The organism is Corynebacterium sp. LaCa54 (genome assembly GCF_046717495.1).
GTDB classification, from domain to species: domain Bacteria; phylum Actinomycetota; class Actinomycetes; order Mycobacteriales; family Mycobacteriaceae; genus Corynebacterium; species Corynebacterium kefirresidentii.
Genome location: NZ_CP177115.1, coordinates 413,966 through 428,193, shown reverse-complemented (window position 1 = coordinate 428,193; position 14,228 = coordinate 413,966). Strand labels below are relative to the sequence as shown.

Below are 14,228 nucleotides of genomic sequence, written 5' to 3'. Positions count from 1 at the left end.
TCCCCCGAAAAGTCTGTGTACACCCAGAACACAGGCTATCCCAGGTAGGCTCCTACCGCCACCTGGAAAGCTAGTCGGCGCTGCGCCGTTCCCGAGTAGCCTCGGCGCGGGCGGCCAGCTGATCCGCCGCCGGGTAATCCACGGCCACCAGAGAAAGCCCTTTCGCCGGAGCCACGGGGATGCTGGAGGAGCGTTTGGTCTCGTGGAGCAGCGCTGCGGCGAAGTCGGCATCGCGGCGCCCCTCCCCTACACGCAGGCAGCACCCCACCAAGGACCTAACCATCGACCAGCAAAACGCATCGGCGCTCACGCGGGCCTCGAAGAGCTCTGGTTCCTCAGGCGTTGAAATATCCCGCCAGGAGAACTCTTGCAGCTCACGAATGGTCGTGGCATTCGGCTTAGCTTTGCAGAAGGCCGCGAAGTCATGCAGGCCTACCAACGCGGTGGCGGCCTCCTGCATGGCATCGATATCCACTGGCTTTATCCACTCGGCGGTATCCCGCGCACGCGTCGGCAAAGCGCCCCGCGGGCTGGTAGTAATCCGGTATACATAATGCCTGCGCAACGCCGAGAAACGCGCATCAAAGCCCGCGGGCGCAAACTCGCAGCTATGTACCCGCACGTCTTCAGGCAAAAGCTTTGCTAACCGACGCACCAGCTTCCCCGGTTCCCCCGCCACTGAGCGCTGCTCCAGCATCTCTTTGGGAACGTCCACGTGGGCAACCTGGCCACGCGCATGGACCCCGGCGTCCGTCCGGCCGGCGACCGTTAGCGGTACCTTTGCGCGGGCAATCATCGCGAGTGTTTCTTCCAGCACGCCTTGCACGGTGCGCAGACCGCCTTTTTGCTTCGCCCAGCCGTGGAAATCCGTTCCGTCATAGGCCAAGTCCAAGCGCAGGCGCACGAACCCGTCTGCCGGCCCTTCTGCGGTGGTAGATGCTGCAACAGTCATGGTGGGACTCATGCTACCGGAGGCACTTCCCTCGACCAGAGCCGGGCCCAGCTCCCCGTGCACCGTTCGGAAGAGTCCAGAAATAAAAAGCCGCCGCCCTCCCACAAGTGGGAAAGGCGGCGGCAAAGCGCTAAGGCCGAAGGGGAACTACTTCTCCTCGGACTCCTCAGCTGCGGTCTCCTCAGCAGGTGCCTCGGTTTCTGCAGCCTCGTCTGCCTTAGCTTCCTCAGCCTCGGCGGCCTTAGAAGCGGCAGCGCGGGTAGCGCGGTTAGCCTCGGAGGTCACGGTCTCCTCAAGAACGAGGGAGATCTGGGACATCGGGGCATTGTCACCGGTGCGGTTGTCCAGCTTGATGGTGCGGGTGTAGCCACCCTCACGGTTCTCAAACTTCGGTGCGACCTCGTCGAACAGGTAGGAAACGACATCCTTGCGTGGGATGAGCTTCAGCACTGCGCGGCGGTCAGCAACGGTGCCGGACTTAGCCTTGGTGATGATCTTTTCGATGTACGGGCGAAGAACCTTCGCCTTAGCATCGGTGGTCTTGATAGCGCCGTGCTCGATCAGGCTGGCTGCCAGGTTGCTCAGCATGTGAGCCTGCTGCTTGGCGGAGCCGCCGAGACGGGCACCCTTCTTAGGGGTTGGCATTGTGTACTCCTCGTATGCGGTAAAAGTTGAGCGCGCGGCAATTAGGTAATTGCCGCAAGTCAGCGGGGTTCTTTACTCGGAATCCTCAGCAGCCGGGTCCTTGAAGTCACCGGTTTCTGCGTCGTAGCCCTCGAGCTGGGTCGGGTCAAAGTCCTCAGGGGTGTCCTTGAGAGCCAGGCCCAGGTTAGCCAGCTTGATCTTTACCTCATTGATCGACTTCTGGCCGAAGTTGCGGATATCCAGCAGGTCGGACTCGGTGCATTCAGCGAGCTCGCCCACGGTGTGGATCTCCTGACGCTTCAGGCAGTTATAAGAGCGGACGGAGAAGTTCAGGTCCTCGATCGGCATGCCATAAGCAGCGATGTACTCGGTCTCCTGCGGGGAGGGTCCGATCTCGATGCCTTCGGCAGCGTTGTTCAGCTCGCGAGCCAGGCCGAAAAGCTCAACCAGGGTGCCACCGGCGGAAGCCAGTGCATCGCGTGCGGAGATCGAGTTCTTGGTTTCGACGTCGATGGTCAGCTTGTCAAAGTCGGTGCGCTGCTCAACACGAGTTGCCTCGACCTTATAAGAGACCTTCAGAACCGGGGAGTAAATCTGGTCGACCGGGATACGGCCGATCTCACCGGAGGTAGGAGCGGCTGGGACGTAACCACGGCCGCGCTCGACGACGAGCTCAATGTCCAGCTTGGCGGTGTCATTCAGGGAAGCGATGTGCAGATCCGGGTTGTGGATCTCCACGCCAGCCGGCGGCTGGATATCGCCCGCGGTGACATCGCCCGGGCCCTCCTTGCTCAGGTACATAACTACCGGCTCATCAGAGTCGGAAGAAAGCACCATGCTCTTGATGTTCAAGATGATCTCAGAAACGTCTTCTTTCACACCGTTGATGGTGGTGAACTCGTGGAGAACACCATCGATCTTGATGGAGGTTACTGCTGCACCCGGAATGGAAGACAGCAGGGTACGACGCAGCGAGTTACCGAGGGTGTAGCCAAAGCCCGGCTCGAGCGGTTCGATGACGAACTTGGAACGAGACGAGTCGATGAATTCCTCGGTGAGTTGAGGACGCTGGGAAATGAGCATTGCAATTCTCCTTTTCGGCGACCGCTATTTGACGCCGGTAGAGGGGTAAAAATCTTCGGGTTCGAAGATTCCTGGTTCTCCGCCAGGCCATTAAAGGCCTCGCGGAATAACAGTTTACTTCGAGTAAAGCTCGACGATGAGCTGCTCCTGCAGCGGAATGTCGATCTGAGCGCGCTCGGGCAGCTGGTGCACGAGGATGCGCAGGGTATCAGGAACAACCTGCAGCCATGCCGGTACGTTGGCATCGATGAGGGCGTCCTGAGCATCTTCGAACCATTCCATCTTCTTGGAGCGGTCACGGACATCGATGATGTCGTACTGGGTGACCTTGTAGGAAGGAACGTTGATGTTCTTGCCGTTCACGGTGAAGTGACCGTGGGAGACAAGCTGGCGAGCCTGGCGGCGGGTGCGTGCCAGACCTGCACGGTAAACTACGTTGTCCAGGCGGGACTCGAGCAGGATAACCAGGTTATCGCCGGTCTTGCCCGGGAGGCGGTTAGCCTCTGCGTAGTAGCGACGGAACTGACGCTCCAGCACACCGTAGGTGTACTTTGCCTTCTGCTTCTCCTGGAGCTGCAGCAGGTACTCAGATTCCTTGATGCGGTTGCGGCCAGCCTGTCCCGGTGGGTACGGGCGGCGCTCGAATGCCATATCTCCGCCGACCAAGTCGACGCGAAGACGGCGGGATACGCGGGTAGCGGGGCCAGTGTAACGAGCCATTTTCTTACCTCTTCCTTTCCCTTAAACCTTGCGGCGCTTGGTCGGACGGCAGCCGTTGTGCGGCTGTGGGGTGGCATCCGTGATCGAGGAAACCTCGAGGCCTGCGGCCTGCAGGGAACGGATGGCGGTCTCACGGCCGGAGCCCGGACCCTTGACGAATACGTCAACCTTCTTCATGCCGTGATCCATTGCCTTGCGTGCAGCGTTCTCAGCTGCCATCTGAGCGGCGAACGGAGTGGACTTACGGGAACCCTTGAAGCCAACGTGGCCGGAGGATGCCCAGGAAATAACAGCACCGGTCTGATCGGTGATCGAGACGATGGTGTTATTGAAGGTGGACTTGATATATGCGTGGCCGAGAGCCACATTCTTCTTTACGACGCGACGGCCGGAACGGCGCGCGCCGGAACGAGTCTTTGGAGGCATGAATTACTTCTTCTTTCCTGCGATCGTCTTCTTCGGACCCTTACGAGTGCGCGCATTGGTCTTGGTGCGCTGGCCACGTACAGGCAGGCCACGACGGTGGCGCAGACCCTTGTAGCTACCGATTTCAATCTTGCGGCGGATATCAGCCTGAACCTGACGGCGGAGGTCACCCTCAACCTTCCAGGTAGCCTCAATTGCGTCACGGAGCGCCGACAGCTGGTCATCATCCAGGTTGTCAGTGCGCAGGTCAGGAGAAATGCCAGTCTTTTCTAGCAGTTCCTTGGCACGGGTTGGACCGATGCCGTAGATGTAGGTGAGAGCGACCTCCATACGCTTATTGCGTGGGAGGTCAACACCAGCTAGACGTGCCATATGGCGTGTCCTTTCGGGTTGTTACGGCGGTTTTCTCCCCATCCGTCCCACTCCATGCAACGCTTCGCCCGGACCGTGCCGGGAATCCTTGGGTTACTTACCAGTGTGGGCTCAGGCCACCGTAGCCTGAGGTGGACAGGGTGAACCTACAGGTCCACCCTTGGGTGAGGAGGCTTACAGTTTTTACTTGTAGCGGTAGACGATGCGTCCACGGGTCAGGTCATAAGGAGACAGCTCTACAACCACGCGGTCCTCTGGGAGGATGCGAATGTAGTGCTGACGCATCTTGCCAGAAATATGTGCAAGAACCTTGTGTCCATTGTCGAGCTCGACACGGAACATTGCGTTGGGCAAAGGCTCGATAATGCGGCCTTCTACCTCGATTGCGCCTTCCTTAGCCATAACCTCTACTTTTCTGGCGACGGACAAGTGTGCCGTCACCTGCATGTTTGTTGTCTACTGCGGTGGCGTATCTGCGCCAGTCTCACTGGCGTAATACACCGACTTAACAGCATACGCTGCAGCGACACGTTTTCCAAACCAGTGCGCTTTCCGACGTCCCATAATGGACCTCTCCGCTCCCCTACCCTTGTGCCCACGGTCAGAGTTTTAAGACTGGCAGATCGAAAAAATCCCCCAACACCGACCCCCTTCTCGGGGAACCAGCGCGGGGGAATCAATGAGCGCAGTGGCGGGAGGTTTTAGTAAATGAATACCTTATCGCCGACCTGCACGTTATCCCAGTAACGCTTTGCAGCGTCCGGCGGCAGGTGTACGCAACCATTGGAGTCAACGGCCGGGTCATCCAAGTGGAAGGCGTGACCATTGTTGGTGAAGTAGATGGAGTACGGCATCGGCGCGTTATTGAACTCGCGGGAGATTTCGTGCTCTACCTTGCGGGTGACGTGGAAGGTGCCGCGTGGGGTTTCCTGACCTTGCATGCCTGCGGACATTGCCGGGGAGACATAGGAGACCTTGCCACCGTCCTGCAGCCAGGTGCGGCGACCGTTCAAGTCAACACACACCTTGGCGTCCGCTGGGCACGGACCACGGTCAAACTCGTTAGCGCGGCGCTGTGCTTCCGCCTTGCGTGCGGCAGCCTCGGAGCGAGCCTTCTCAGCGGCAACGCGCTCGGCATTAGCGCGGGCCGCAGCCTCGCGAGCCTTGCGTGCTTCCTCATTCTTCTGAGCAATCAGGCCTGGGAAGAGGAATTCAACGGCGCCATCCACCGCAGTCTGAACGCTAGGGGCCAGCTCAGGAGAGAACTTCTCTGCCTGGTCCAAAATCTGGTTGCGGGTGTTCCACGCCTGTTCGCGGGTCTGGCCGTAGAAATTATCCAGCTGTGCCTTTGCATCAGCGGTGAGCTTATCTAGGCCGGACTGAGAAGCGAGCTGTGCGAGGTCAGAGTTTGCCTTGGAGCTGAGCTGATCCAGGTTAGGAACCTCCTGGGCAGTAGCGGCTGGAGCCGCAACGGTGGCGCTCAAGGCCATCACGCTAGCGACTGCGGGCGCTGCGACCGTGGCACGGAACTTGCGGAAGCTAAATTTAGACATAGCTGTGAGTATAACCTTTCGGGGGGGTATCTGCCTAGTACAACAGGCAATATTGGGGAATATATGTCAGTAGCGACGGGTGAGAATACGGGGACCATCGGCGGTGGCGGTCACCGTATGCTCCCAGTGGGCGGCAAAGGAACCATCGAGGGTAACGACCGTCCAGTCATCCTCCAAGACGGCGGAATCCTCTGTGCCCAAAGTTAGCATGGGTTCGATGGCCAGTACGGAACCTTCCTGAATCAGCGGGCCGCGTCCGGGCCGGCCTTCGTTAGCTAGGTAGGGATCCTCATGCATGGTGCGGCCAATTCCGTGTCCGCCGTAGCCATCGACGATAAAAAGCTCCACACCGAACTTCTCCTCAGCACGGCGAGTGGCTTGTTCGAGGGCATAGGAGACATCGGTAAGCAGATTGCCTGGAACCATAGCCTGCATGCCCTCCATAAGGACATACTCGGTGGCCTTATTGAGGGCGTCGACATCTGGGGCGAGCTCGCCCACGGCGAAGGACCAGGCGCTATCGCCGACCCAGCCGTCGAGCGTAGCACCACAATCAATGGAGACTAGGTCGCCTTCGGCGAGGACGGTTTCCTGGTCTGGGATTCCGTGGACGATGACATCATTAACGGAAGCGCAAATGGAGCCCGGGAAGCCTTCGTAGCCCTTGAAAGTGGGATAAGCCCCGGCATCGCGAATGGTCTGTTCGGCCACTGCATCTAACTCGATGGTAGATACGCCAGACGCCGCAGCAGCGCGGACTTCCTGCAGTGCCTTACCGACGATCTCGCCGGCGGCCTGCATGGCGTCTAGCTCACCCGGGGTACGGGCGGGGATGCGCTTACTGCGGCGTCGAAAAGCCATGCTTACTTACCCAGTGCTTCCATCGCACGGGCGTTGATCTCCTCCACGGTGCCTTCGGCCTTGATGGGGATAATGGCATCGCCGTAGTGCTCAATGAGCGGGAAGGTCTCCTCACGGTATACACCGAGACGGGTGCGAATGGTCTCCTCGTTATCGTCGGCGCGGCCGCGAGCCATCATGCGCTCGACAACTACGTCCTCAGATACCTCGAAGTTGAGCACGCCGTCGAGCTTCTCACCCTTCTTGGACAGCAGCTCTTCCAGGATGTCTGCTTGCTCGGTAGTACGAGGGAAGCCGTCCAGCAGGAAGCCATTCTTGGCATCGTCCTGGTTGAGGCGATCCTCGACCATACGAGCGGTGACGTCGGTAGGTACCAGCTTGCCTGCATCGATATAAGACTTTGCTTCCACACCCAGCGGAGTGCCCTCGCCAATATTGGCGCGGAAGAGGTCACCGGTGGAGATATGCGGAACGTTCAGCTTCTCGCTGAGGATAGCTGCCTGGGTGCCCTTGCCGGCACCGGGAGGGCCTAGAAGTACAAGACGCATTACTTAAGTAGTCCTTCGTAGTTGGATTGCAGTAGCTGGGACTCGATCTGCTTGACCGTAGTCAAAGCGACAGAGACCATAATCAGGATGGCCGTACCGCCAAAGGCGGAGGTACCGCTGGCAGAAGCGCGGCCCACACCGAGATCCAAGAGGATATTCGGCAAAATGGCGATAACTGCCAAGTACAGGGCGCCCACGCACAGCAGACGGTTCATCACATAACCAAGGTACTCCGCGGTCGGACGGCCCGGGCGGATACCCGGAATGAAGCCACCATACTTCTTCATATTATCCGCCTGCTCTGCCGGATCGTACTGAACCGAAACGTAGAAATAAGCGAAGAAGATAGTCAGCACGAAGTACAGCACGATGTACTGCCAGGACGATGGCGCCTGCAGGTGTGCGATGACATTGCGCTGCCACCAGTTATCGGGGGTACCGGCGGAGCCAGAGTTCACGATCTGGGTAATGAGCACCGGCATGTAGATAAGGGAGGAGGCAAAGATGACCGGAATAACGCCGGCCTGGTTGACCTTCAGCGGCAGGTAGGTAGAGGAACCACCGTACTGACGGCGGCCAACCATGCGCTTGGCGTACTGGACCGGGATACGGCGCTGGCCCTGCTCGATGAAGGTGATGCCCACAACGAGGACAACCAAGCCAGCAACGACCATGGCAAAGACGAGGCCACCGTTATTCTGCAAAATGCTGACACCATCGGTAGGCAGGCGGGTTGCAATGCCGGCGAAGATGAGCAGGGACATACCGTTACCAATGCCCTTTTCGGTGATGAGCTCGCCCATCCACATCACCAGCACGGCGCCCGACGTCATGGTGATTACCAGGACGATGAGGGTAAAGAAGTTACGGTCTTCTGCCAAGACCTGTACGCCCTGGCCCAGCAGCTGCTCGCGGTCTGCCAGTGCGACGATGCCGGAGGATTGTAGCAACGCCAACGCCAAGGTCAGGTAGCGAGTGTACTGGGTCATCTTGGCCTGACCGGACTGGCCTTCCTTCTTCAATTCCTCGAAGCGGGGAATGACCACGGTCAACAGCTGCACGATAATCGAGGCCGTAATGTACGGCATGATGCCGATGGCGAAGATCGACAGCTGCAGCAACGCGCCACCCGAGAAGAGGTTAATGACGGAGTAAAGGTCTCCGGACTGCTCGGTCAGCTGGCGCAAGCGGCCAGCAATTGACGCATAGTCAACACCCGGGGACGGGATCTGTGCGCCGACGCGGTACGCAATGACCATCACGATGGTGAAAATGATCTTCTTACGTAGGTCGGCATCCTTAAAAGCCTGGATAATGGCGGACACTACAAAATCCTCCTGGCCTACCGCTGCCGAACGCGAAATCTAGGGAGGGTTTCGCGCTCATACACGGAGGTGGAAACTCATCTGCCCCTAGGAAACCGCACCCCTCAAGCTGGACAGCTAAGGGGAATTTTAGGCTTCTTTCAGGGACGGTTGAACACTTATGACCCCACAACCCTACCAGCCTTGTCCCCCATAGCCACATTAATACCCAATAGTGTGACCATCATTGCTTGTTCTTTCGCACGTTTTGCCTACGGGGTTTACCATGAGGGGGTATTGCACACATGCAATCCCCTAGTAAAGTCTCCGACCTCACAGCCCCATGAGCCACGAGGCCGTTATTGGTGTGAACCAACTATTTTCGAAAGAAGTACTTATGAAAAAGAAATTCACGCCGATGACCGTAGCTGAGATCATCGACGTATTTGTCCCTAGCCCCAATCCCTTCCGCTGGGAAGCCTTCGACGGATCCGCGACCGGACCGGAGGATGCCCAGTACAAGGTGACTATTAACAGCCTTGAAGGCTTGTCTTTTATAGCCACCCATCCCGGCGATGTGGGATTCGCCCGCGCCTATGTCACCGACGGCATCACGGTACACGGCGATCACCCAGCCCACCCCTATGGCATCTTCGACGCCCTACATGCCATGTACGACAAATTCCACAAGCCGGATGCAAAAACGCTGGCACGTGTTGTCCGTTCCCTAGCGTCCATGGGTGCCTTCCAAATCCAGCCGGTACCAGAGGTAGAGCGAGCCTCGTGGCTGCGCCGCAAGCTACACGACGGCCTATCCAAGCACTCGAAGCAGCGCGATGCTGATGTCATTTCTGATCACTACGACGTGGGCAATGACTTTTATGAGCTCTTCTTGGGCGATTCGATGACCTATACCTGCGCCTACTACCCTTCCCCAGACGCCACTTTGGAGGAAGCGCAGGAGAATAAGTACCGCCTCATCTTTGACAAGCTGCGCCTCCAGGAGGGCGACCGCCACTTGGACGTGGGCTGTGGCTGGGGCGGCATGGTGCGCTACGCAGCGCGCCGCGGCGTGAAGTCCATTGGCGTCACCCTATCCAAGGAACAGGCAGAGTGGGGCCAGCGCAAGATTGAGGAGGAAGGCCTCCAAGACTTAGCGGAAGTACGCTTCATGGACTACCGCGATATCACCGAAGAGGGCTTCGATGCTATCTCCGCCATCGGAATTATCGAGCACATCGGTGTAAAGAATTACGATGACTTCTTCAAGTTCCTCCATGGCAAGTTGAAGGTGGGCGGCCTGATGCTCAACCACAACATCACCTACCCGGATAACCACAAGACGCCCAAGGGCGGCTTCATTGACCGCTATATCTTCCCCGACGGCGAGCTCACCGGTTCCGGCAACGTCACCAAGGCCATGCAGGACAACGGCTTTGAGGTCATCCACACCGAGTCACTGCGCTTTGACTACATGCGTACGCTGCATGATTGGTGCGAGAACTTGAAGGAAAATTGGGACGAGGCCTGCGCCACCGTGGGACTGCCTACTGCCCGCCTCTACGGCATTTATATGGCCGGTTCAGAGTGGGGATTTGAGCGCAATATCATCAACCTGTACCACTTCCTCGGCGTCAAGCTGGGCGAGGCCGGCTCCCGCGCCGGCGTGCCCGAGCGCCGGTGGTGGGAAGATAGCCGCTTTTAAGGAGGCTTGCTATGACTCTCATTGATAATCTGCGCGAACGCGTTGCCTCCGCTCAACCACGCCCGGTAGATGCCATGCCCATTGAGCCGGTGGGGTGGGCGGCGCACCAGGAGGGCGTCGACAAGCTGCTCGCCAGCTTCCGTGCCGTACCGGCCGGAAAGCGCGTGCGCCTAGCCAAGAAAACTTCTAATCTTTTCCGCAGCCGTAGCGAGGAGCAAGAGGGCCTAGACGTATCCGGCCTGGGCAGCGTCATCGAGGTCGATCCGGTTGCTCGCACGGCCGATGTGCAAGGTATGTGCACCTATGAGGACCTCGTCGATGCCACCCTTCCCCATGGCCTCATGCCCTTCGTCGTACCGCAGCTTAAGACCATTACTTTGGGCGGTGCGGTTACTGGCATGGGCGTGGAATCCACGAGCTTTCGCAATGGCTTGCCGCACGAGTCCGTCCTCGAGATGGACGTGCTTACCGGCACGGGTGAGATCCTTACCTGCTCCCGCGAGCAGAATGTGGATCTCTTCCGTCTCTTCCCCAACTCCTATGGCTCGCTGGGCTATGCGGTGCGCCTGAAGATCGAGTTAGAGCCCGTGCCCGCCTATGTGGAATTGCGCGAGGAGCGTTTCCACACCGTGGAGGAGGCGAGCCGCGTGCTTGCCGACGTCGCCTCTTCCCACACGCACCGCGGCGAGCCCGTCCATGGCCTCGACGGCGTGGTCTTCTCCGAGGACGAGGCCTACCTCGTCTTCGCCCGCTTTACCGACGAGGAGGGCCCAACCTCCGATTACACGCGGGACAAGATTTACTACCGCAGCCTCCAGCACGCCTCTGACATTCGGCGCGACCGCCTGACCATCCGCGACTATATCTGGCGCTGGGATACCGACTGGTTCTGGTGCTCGCGCGCCTTTGGCGCGCAGAACCCGAAGGTGCGCAAGGTGTGGCCGCGCGAATTGCGCCGCAGTTCTTTTTATTGGAAATTGGTCCGGCTCGACCGCAAATACGAGCTGGAATATAACTTCATCAAAAAGCCCCACGGCAAGCCACGTGCTGAACGCGTGGTCCAAGATATCGAGGTCACTCCAGAAAACCTGCCGGAATTCCTCCATTGGTTCTTTAATGCTTCCGATATCCAGCCGGTGTGGCTCTGTCCAATCCGACTTCGCGATGGCGTGGAAGAGCTAGTAGGCACCGGCGACCTCGCCTCTAACTCGAGCGACCCCTGGCCGCTCTACCCGCTTCGCCCCGGGCAGACCTGGGTCAATGTTGGCTTTTGGTCCGGCGTAGAAGGCGACCACGTCGACCCTTCCGCCCCGAATAATGGCGCTTTCAACCGCGTCATTGAATCCAAGGTCAACGAGCTTGGCGGACACAAGTCCCTTTACTCTGAAGCCTTCTATTCCCGGGAAAAATTCGAAGAACTCTACGGTGGCAACCTTCCCGCCACCATCAAAGCGGTTACCGATCCGGATGACCGCTTCCCTGGCCTGTACGAAAAAACCGTAGACGAGGCCTAGGCCTTCCCTCCCCCGCGCCTACCCTGGTTGGAAAAGCATAAAGGGTGGAACGCCCTCCCCGAGCGTTCCACCCTCTTTTTTCGTCCCGAAGTCTTGGGACACTCGCGCTTTAGTAGGCCGCGGTGATGTTGTCGTAGCCGTTGATCTTCAGGGCGTCCATGACGCGCTGCACAGCTGCCTCATCCTTCTCCGGGTTATAGGTCTCCGGGAAGGTCAGGTGAGCAGAGTGGTCATCCTTAAACTCGATGTTCATGAACTCGTGGCCGGCCTCCTGGGTAGCTAGGGCCAGCTCACGCTGCACGGCCAGCTTACCGCTCTGCAGGTTGCCACCGTTGAACCCTGGATCGACCTCTTCGGCACCCTCTGCGTCACCGTTGATGACGTCTTCCTTGTCACCGGTGATACGGCCCTTCTCAGCGTGAGCGCCGGGCTGCTGGTCCTGAGCGTTCTGCTCGCCAACTTCGGCAGGCGCGGTCTGAGTGGTCTCAGCAGGATCCGGCTGGGAGAGCTGTTCCTGGGCGTCGACTGGGCCGGTAGAGCCGGCAAATGGCATGATGGCAGCGACTGCGGTTGCGAGCAGCGAAGAAATAGACGACATAAGAGTCTCCTTAACGGTAGATGATTTTCAACTAAGATTGACTTTAACACTCATGAATATATATCGCCATACCGGCAACCTTATTTATTAATAAAGGTTTCCTGTCAGCTATTTCCAGCACCAATTGTGTCCATAACCAAGGTACTGCGCTCTATACCGGCACCAGGGCGCTTACCAAACGAAATCGTCCCCCTGCTCCGCTGGTGCGGAGAGGGGGACGAAAATCTACTTGAAAGAGATTACTTGGTGTTGGCGGATCCGCCAGCAGCCTCGATCTTCTCAACAGCAGACTTGGAGAACTTGTCAGCGGTGACGTTCAACTTAACGTTGATGTCGCCGTTGCCCAGAACCTTGACCGGCTTATTAGCGCGGACCAGGCCAGCAGCTGCGATGTCAGCAACGGTGATGTCGCCGCCATCTGCGAACTTCTCAGCCAGGTCAGCAACGTTGACTACCTGGTACTCAACATGGTTCGGGTTCTTGAAGCCCTTCAACTTAGGCAGACGCATGTGGATCGGCATCTGGCCACCCTCGAAAGCAGCGGAAACCTGCTTACGAGCACCGGTGCCCTTGGTACCGCGACCAGCGGTCTTACCCTTGGATGCCTCACCGCGGCCAACGCGGGTCTTAGGCTTATTTGCTCCTGCGGTTGGGCGCAGGTCGTGCAGCTTGATGATATCAGCCATGGTTTACTCCCCTGCCACTTCTTCGACGGTGACCAGGTGGCGAACCTTGTGAACCATACCGCGAACGATCGGGGTGTCCTGCTTAACTACGGACTGACCGATGCGCTTGAGGCCGAGGGCCTCAATGTTCTTGCGGTGGTTCGGCTTGGTGCCCACCAGGCCCTTTACCTGTGTAATCTTCAGAGCCATTGCTTATGCCTCCTGACCTGCGCGCTTGCGCAGCATACGGGCCGGGGTGACCTCTTCGATGGACTTGCCACGACGTGCGGCAACCTCTTCAGGGCGGACCAGCTGCTTGAGGCCGTCCACGGTAGCGCGGACGACGTTGAGTGCATTGTCGGAGCCCAGGGACTTCGACAGGATGTCCTGCACGCCAGCGCATTCAAGCACTGGACGAGCAGCACCACCGGCGATAACACCGGTACCAGGTGCGGCAGGCTTCATCATAACGATGCCAGCTGCGTCGCGACCCTCAACCGGGTGGGTGATGGTGCCGGCAATCATCGGAACGCGGAAGAAGTTCTTGCGAGCCTCTTCAGCACCCTTCTGGATTGCGGCCGGGACTTCCTTGGCCTTGCCGTAGCCAACGCCAACCTGACCCTGGCCGTCACCAACGACGACGAGAGCGGTGAAGGACATGTTGCGGCCACCCTTAACGGTCTTGGAGACGCGGTTGATGGTCACAACGCGCTCGATGTACTTATCGCGCTCGTTGTCCTGGTGGTTACGACGATCGTTGCGGCGGCCGTTGCCACCGCGGTTGTTCTTGTTGTTCTCGGCGGAGCGTCCGCCGTCACGCTGTTCACGGTCCGACATTAGGCGTTCCTTCCGTTGATGTTTCCGTTGACGATGATCATTAGAACTTCAGACCACCTTCACGTGCGGCGTCAGCCAGCGCAGCGACGCGGCCGTGGTACTTGTAGCCTGCGCGGTCAAATACGACGTGCTCGATGCCAGCGGCCTTTGCGCGCTCGGCAACCAGCTCGCCTACCTTGGCAGCCTTGGCCTTCTTATCGCCCTCGAGTGCACGAACGTCCGCCTCCATGGAGGATGCGGAGACCAGGGTGTGGCCTGCCAGGTCATCGATGACCTGGACGTGCATGTGACGTGAGGAGCGGTGAAGAACCAGGCGCGGTGCCTCAGGGGTGCCGCGCAGGGTCTTACGGATACGGAAGTGACGGCGTGCGCGTGCTTCGCGACGACGGGAGGAGATGTCCTTGCCGACTGGAGTGCGCTTGGTGTTTTCAGTGTTTGCCATTGC

Annotated in this window: 18 protein-coding genes; 2 read left to right on the top strand and 16 right to left on the bottom strand. The window is 58.8% G+C overall.

Annotated elements, in window-relative coordinates; genetic code table 11:
- Window positions 1-70 precede the first annotated feature (70 nt).
- The 11 genes from truA to secY form a co-directional block, all read right to left on the bottom strand.
- Window positions 71-952, bottom strand: coding sequence for a tRNA pseudouridine(38-40) synthase TruA (truA, locus tag ACLI1M_RS02225; protein WP_396335291.1), 882 nt, complete (start codon window positions 950-952; stop codon window positions 71-73).
- 147 nt (window positions 953-1,099) lie between these two features.
- On the bottom strand, window positions 1,100-1,597 hold the full coding sequence (rplQ, locus tag ACLI1M_RS02220; RefSeq protein WP_023020595.1) for a 50S ribosomal protein L17: 498 nt from the start codon (window positions 1,595-1,597) through the stop codon (window positions 1,100-1,102).
- Between the two features lie 72 nt (window positions 1,598-1,669).
- Window positions 1,670-2,680, bottom strand: coding sequence for a DNA-directed RNA polymerase subunit alpha (locus ACLI1M_RS02215; protein WP_005322760.1), 1,011 nt, complete (start codon window positions 2,678-2,680; stop codon window positions 1,670-1,672).
- 114 nt (window positions 2,681-2,794) lie between these two features.
- Window positions 2,795-3,400 carry a 30S ribosomal protein S4 gene (rpsD, locus tag ACLI1M_RS02210; RefSeq protein WP_005322762.1) on the bottom strand — a complete coding sequence of 202 codons (606 nt, stop codon included), beginning with the start codon at window positions 3,398-3,400 and terminating at the stop codon, window positions 2,795-2,797.
- A 21-nt stretch (window positions 3,401-3,421) separates the two neighbouring features.
- Window positions 3,422-3,826 (bottom strand): 30S ribosomal protein S11, encoded by a 405-nt coding sequence (gene rpsK, locus ACLI1M_RS02205; RefSeq protein WP_005322764.1) that lies wholly within the window; start codon window positions 3,824-3,826, stop codon window positions 3,422-3,424.
- Window positions 3,827-3,829: 3 nt separating this feature from the next.
- Entirely contained in the window at window positions 3,830-4,198 is a 369-nt protein-coding gene (gene rpsM, locus ACLI1M_RS02200; protein WP_005322765.1) for a 30S ribosomal protein S13, read from the bottom strand.
- Between the two features lie 183 nt (window positions 4,199-4,381).
- Window positions 4,382-4,600 carry a translation initiation factor IF-1 gene (infA, locus tag ACLI1M_RS02195; protein ID WP_004566852.1) on the bottom strand — a complete coding sequence of 73 codons (219 nt, stop codon included), beginning with the start codon at window positions 4,598-4,600 and terminating at the stop codon, window positions 4,382-4,384.
- A 299-nt stretch (window positions 4,601-4,899) separates the two neighbouring features.
- Complete coding sequence (locus ACLI1M_RS02190; RefSeq protein WP_248100330.1) at window positions 4,900-5,751, bottom strand: L,D-transpeptidase; 852 nt, start codon at window positions 5,749-5,751, stop codon at window positions 4,900-4,902.
- 66 nt (window positions 5,752-5,817) lie between these two features.
- On the bottom strand, window positions 5,818-6,612 hold the full coding sequence (map, locus tag ACLI1M_RS02185; protein ID WP_248100331.1) for a type I methionyl aminopeptidase: 795 nt from the start codon (window positions 6,610-6,612) through the stop codon (window positions 5,818-5,820).
- A gap of 2 nt (window positions 6,613-6,614) precedes the next feature.
- A complete protein-coding gene (locus ACLI1M_RS02180; RefSeq protein ID WP_023020592.1) occupies window positions 6,615-7,160 on the bottom strand; it encodes an adenylate kinase in 546 nt (181 codons plus the stop codon).
- Window positions 7,160-8,485, bottom strand: coding sequence for a preprotein translocase subunit SecY (gene secY / locus ACLI1M_RS02175; protein ID WP_049360584.1), 1,326 nt, complete (start codon window positions 8,483-8,485; stop codon window positions 7,160-7,162). Before secY ends, ACLI1M_RS02180 begins: the two co-directional genes overlap by 1 nt.
- A gap of 376 nt (window positions 8,486-8,861) precedes the next feature.
- On the opposite strand from secY, the gene ACLI1M_RS02170 reads away from it, so the two are divergent.
- Together ACLI1M_RS02170 and ACLI1M_RS02165 are read left to right on the top strand one after the other, a co-directional pair.
- Window positions 8,862-10,169, top strand: coding sequence for a class I SAM-dependent methyltransferase (locus tag ACLI1M_RS02170; RefSeq protein ID WP_248100332.1), 1,308 nt, complete (start codon window positions 8,862-8,864; stop codon window positions 10,167-10,169).
- A gap of 11 nt (window positions 10,170-10,180) precedes the next feature.
- Window positions 10,181-11,683: an FAD-binding oxidoreductase gene (locus tag ACLI1M_RS02165; protein WP_248100334.1), complete on the top strand. Its 1,503-nt coding sequence runs from the start codon at window positions 10,181-10,183 to the stop codon at window positions 11,681-11,683.
- A gap of 109 nt (window positions 11,684-11,792) precedes the next feature.
- Here ACLI1M_RS02165 and ACLI1M_RS02160 read toward each other — a convergent pair whose 3' ends face one another.
- From ACLI1M_RS02160 to rplR, 5 genes are all read right to left on the bottom strand, one after another.
- On the bottom strand, window positions 11,793-12,281 hold the full coding sequence (locus ACLI1M_RS02160) for a hypothetical protein (RefSeq protein ID WP_023020588.1): 489 nt from the start codon (window positions 12,279-12,281) through the stop codon (window positions 11,793-11,795).
- Between the two features lie 239 nt (window positions 12,282-12,520).
- The gene (rplO, locus tag ACLI1M_RS02155; RefSeq protein WP_005322777.1) at window positions 12,521-12,967 is read right to left on the bottom strand and encodes a 50S ribosomal protein L15; all 447 of its coding nucleotides are present in this window, start codon (window positions 12,965-12,967) and stop codon (window positions 12,521-12,523) included.
- 3 nt (window positions 12,968-12,970) lie between these two features.
- Complete coding sequence (gene rpmD / locus ACLI1M_RS02150) at window positions 12,971-13,156, bottom strand: 50S ribosomal protein L30 (protein WP_023020587.1); 186 nt, start codon at window positions 13,154-13,156, stop codon at window positions 12,971-12,973.
- A 3-nt stretch (window positions 13,157-13,159) separates the two neighbouring features.
- Entirely contained in the window at window positions 13,160-13,783 is a 624-nt protein-coding gene (gene rpsE / locus ACLI1M_RS02145) for a 30S ribosomal protein S5 (protein ID WP_023020586.1), read from the bottom strand.
- Window positions 13,784-13,823: 40 nt separating this feature from the next.
- Window positions 13,824-14,225: a 50S ribosomal protein L18 gene (gene rplR, locus ACLI1M_RS02140; protein WP_005322788.1), complete on the bottom strand. Its 402-nt coding sequence runs from the start codon at window positions 14,223-14,225 to the stop codon at window positions 13,824-13,826.
- Window positions 14,226-14,228 lie beyond the last annotated feature (3 nt).

Bases quoted from the DNA above. Each gene is read 5' to 3' on its own strand.
- infA (WP_004566852.1), bottom strand. From the start codon at position 4,600: ATGGCTAAGGAAGGCGCAATCGAGGTAGAAGGCCGCATTATCGAGCCT.
- ACLI1M_RS02215 (WP_005322760.1), bottom strand. From the start codon at position 2,680: ATGCTCATTTCCCAGCGTCCTCAACTCACCGAGGAATTCATCGACTCG.
- ACLI1M_RS02160 (WP_023020588.1), bottom strand. From the start codon at position 12,281: ATGTCGTCTATTTCTTCGCTGCTCGCAACCGCAGTCGCTGCCATCATG.
- rplQ (WP_023020595.1), bottom strand. From the start codon at position 1,597: ATGCCAACCCCTAAGAAGGGTGCCCGTCTCGGCGGCTCCGCCAAGCAG.
- rplO (WP_005322777.1), bottom strand. From the start codon at position 12,967: ATGGCTGATATCATCAAGCTGCACGACCTGCGCCCAACCGCAGGAGCA.
- ACLI1M_RS02165 (WP_248100334.1), top strand. From the start codon at position 10,181: ATGACTCTCATTGATAATCTGCGCGAACGCGTTGCCTCCGCTCAACCA.
- rplR (WP_005322788.1), bottom strand. From the start codon at position 14,225: ATGGCAAACACTGAAAACACCAAGCGCACTCCAGTCGGCAAGGACATC.
- map (WP_248100331.1), bottom strand. From the start codon at position 6,612: ATGGCTTTTCGACGCCGCAGTAAGCGCATCCCCGCCCGTACCCCGGGT.
- rpsE (WP_023020586.1), bottom strand. From the start codon at position 13,783: ATGTCGGACCGTGAACAGCGTGACGGCGGACGCTCCGCCGAGAACAAC.
- ACLI1M_RS02170 (WP_248100332.1), top strand. From the start codon at position 8,862: ATGAAAAAGAAATTCACGCCGATGACCGTAGCTGAGATCATCGACGTA.
- rpmD (WP_023020587.1), bottom strand. From the start codon at position 13,156: ATGGCTCTGAAGATTACACAGGTAAAGGGCCTGGTGGGCACCAAGCCG.
- rpsD (WP_005322762.1), bottom strand. From the start codon at position 3,400: ATGGCTCGTTACACTGGCCCCGCTACCCGCGTATCCCGCCGTCTTCGC.
- ACLI1M_RS02190 (WP_248100330.1), bottom strand. From the start codon at position 5,751: ATGTCTAAATTTAGCTTCCGCAAGTTCCGTGCCACGGTCGCAGCGCCC.
- truA (WP_396335291.1), bottom strand. From the start codon at position 952: ATGACTGTTGCAGCATCTACCACCGCAGAAGGGCCGGCAGACGGGTTC.
- rpsM (WP_005322765.1), bottom strand. From the start codon at position 4,198: ATGGCACGTCTAGCTGGTGTTGACCTCCCACGCAATAAGCGTATGGAG.
- rpsK (WP_005322764.1), bottom strand. From the start codon at position 3,826: ATGCCTCCAAAGACTCGTTCCGGCGCGCGCCGTTCCGGCCGTCGCGTC.
- ACLI1M_RS02180 (WP_023020592.1), bottom strand. From the start codon at position 7,160: ATGCGTCTTGTACTTCTAGGCCCTCCCGGTGCCGGCAAGGGCACCCAG.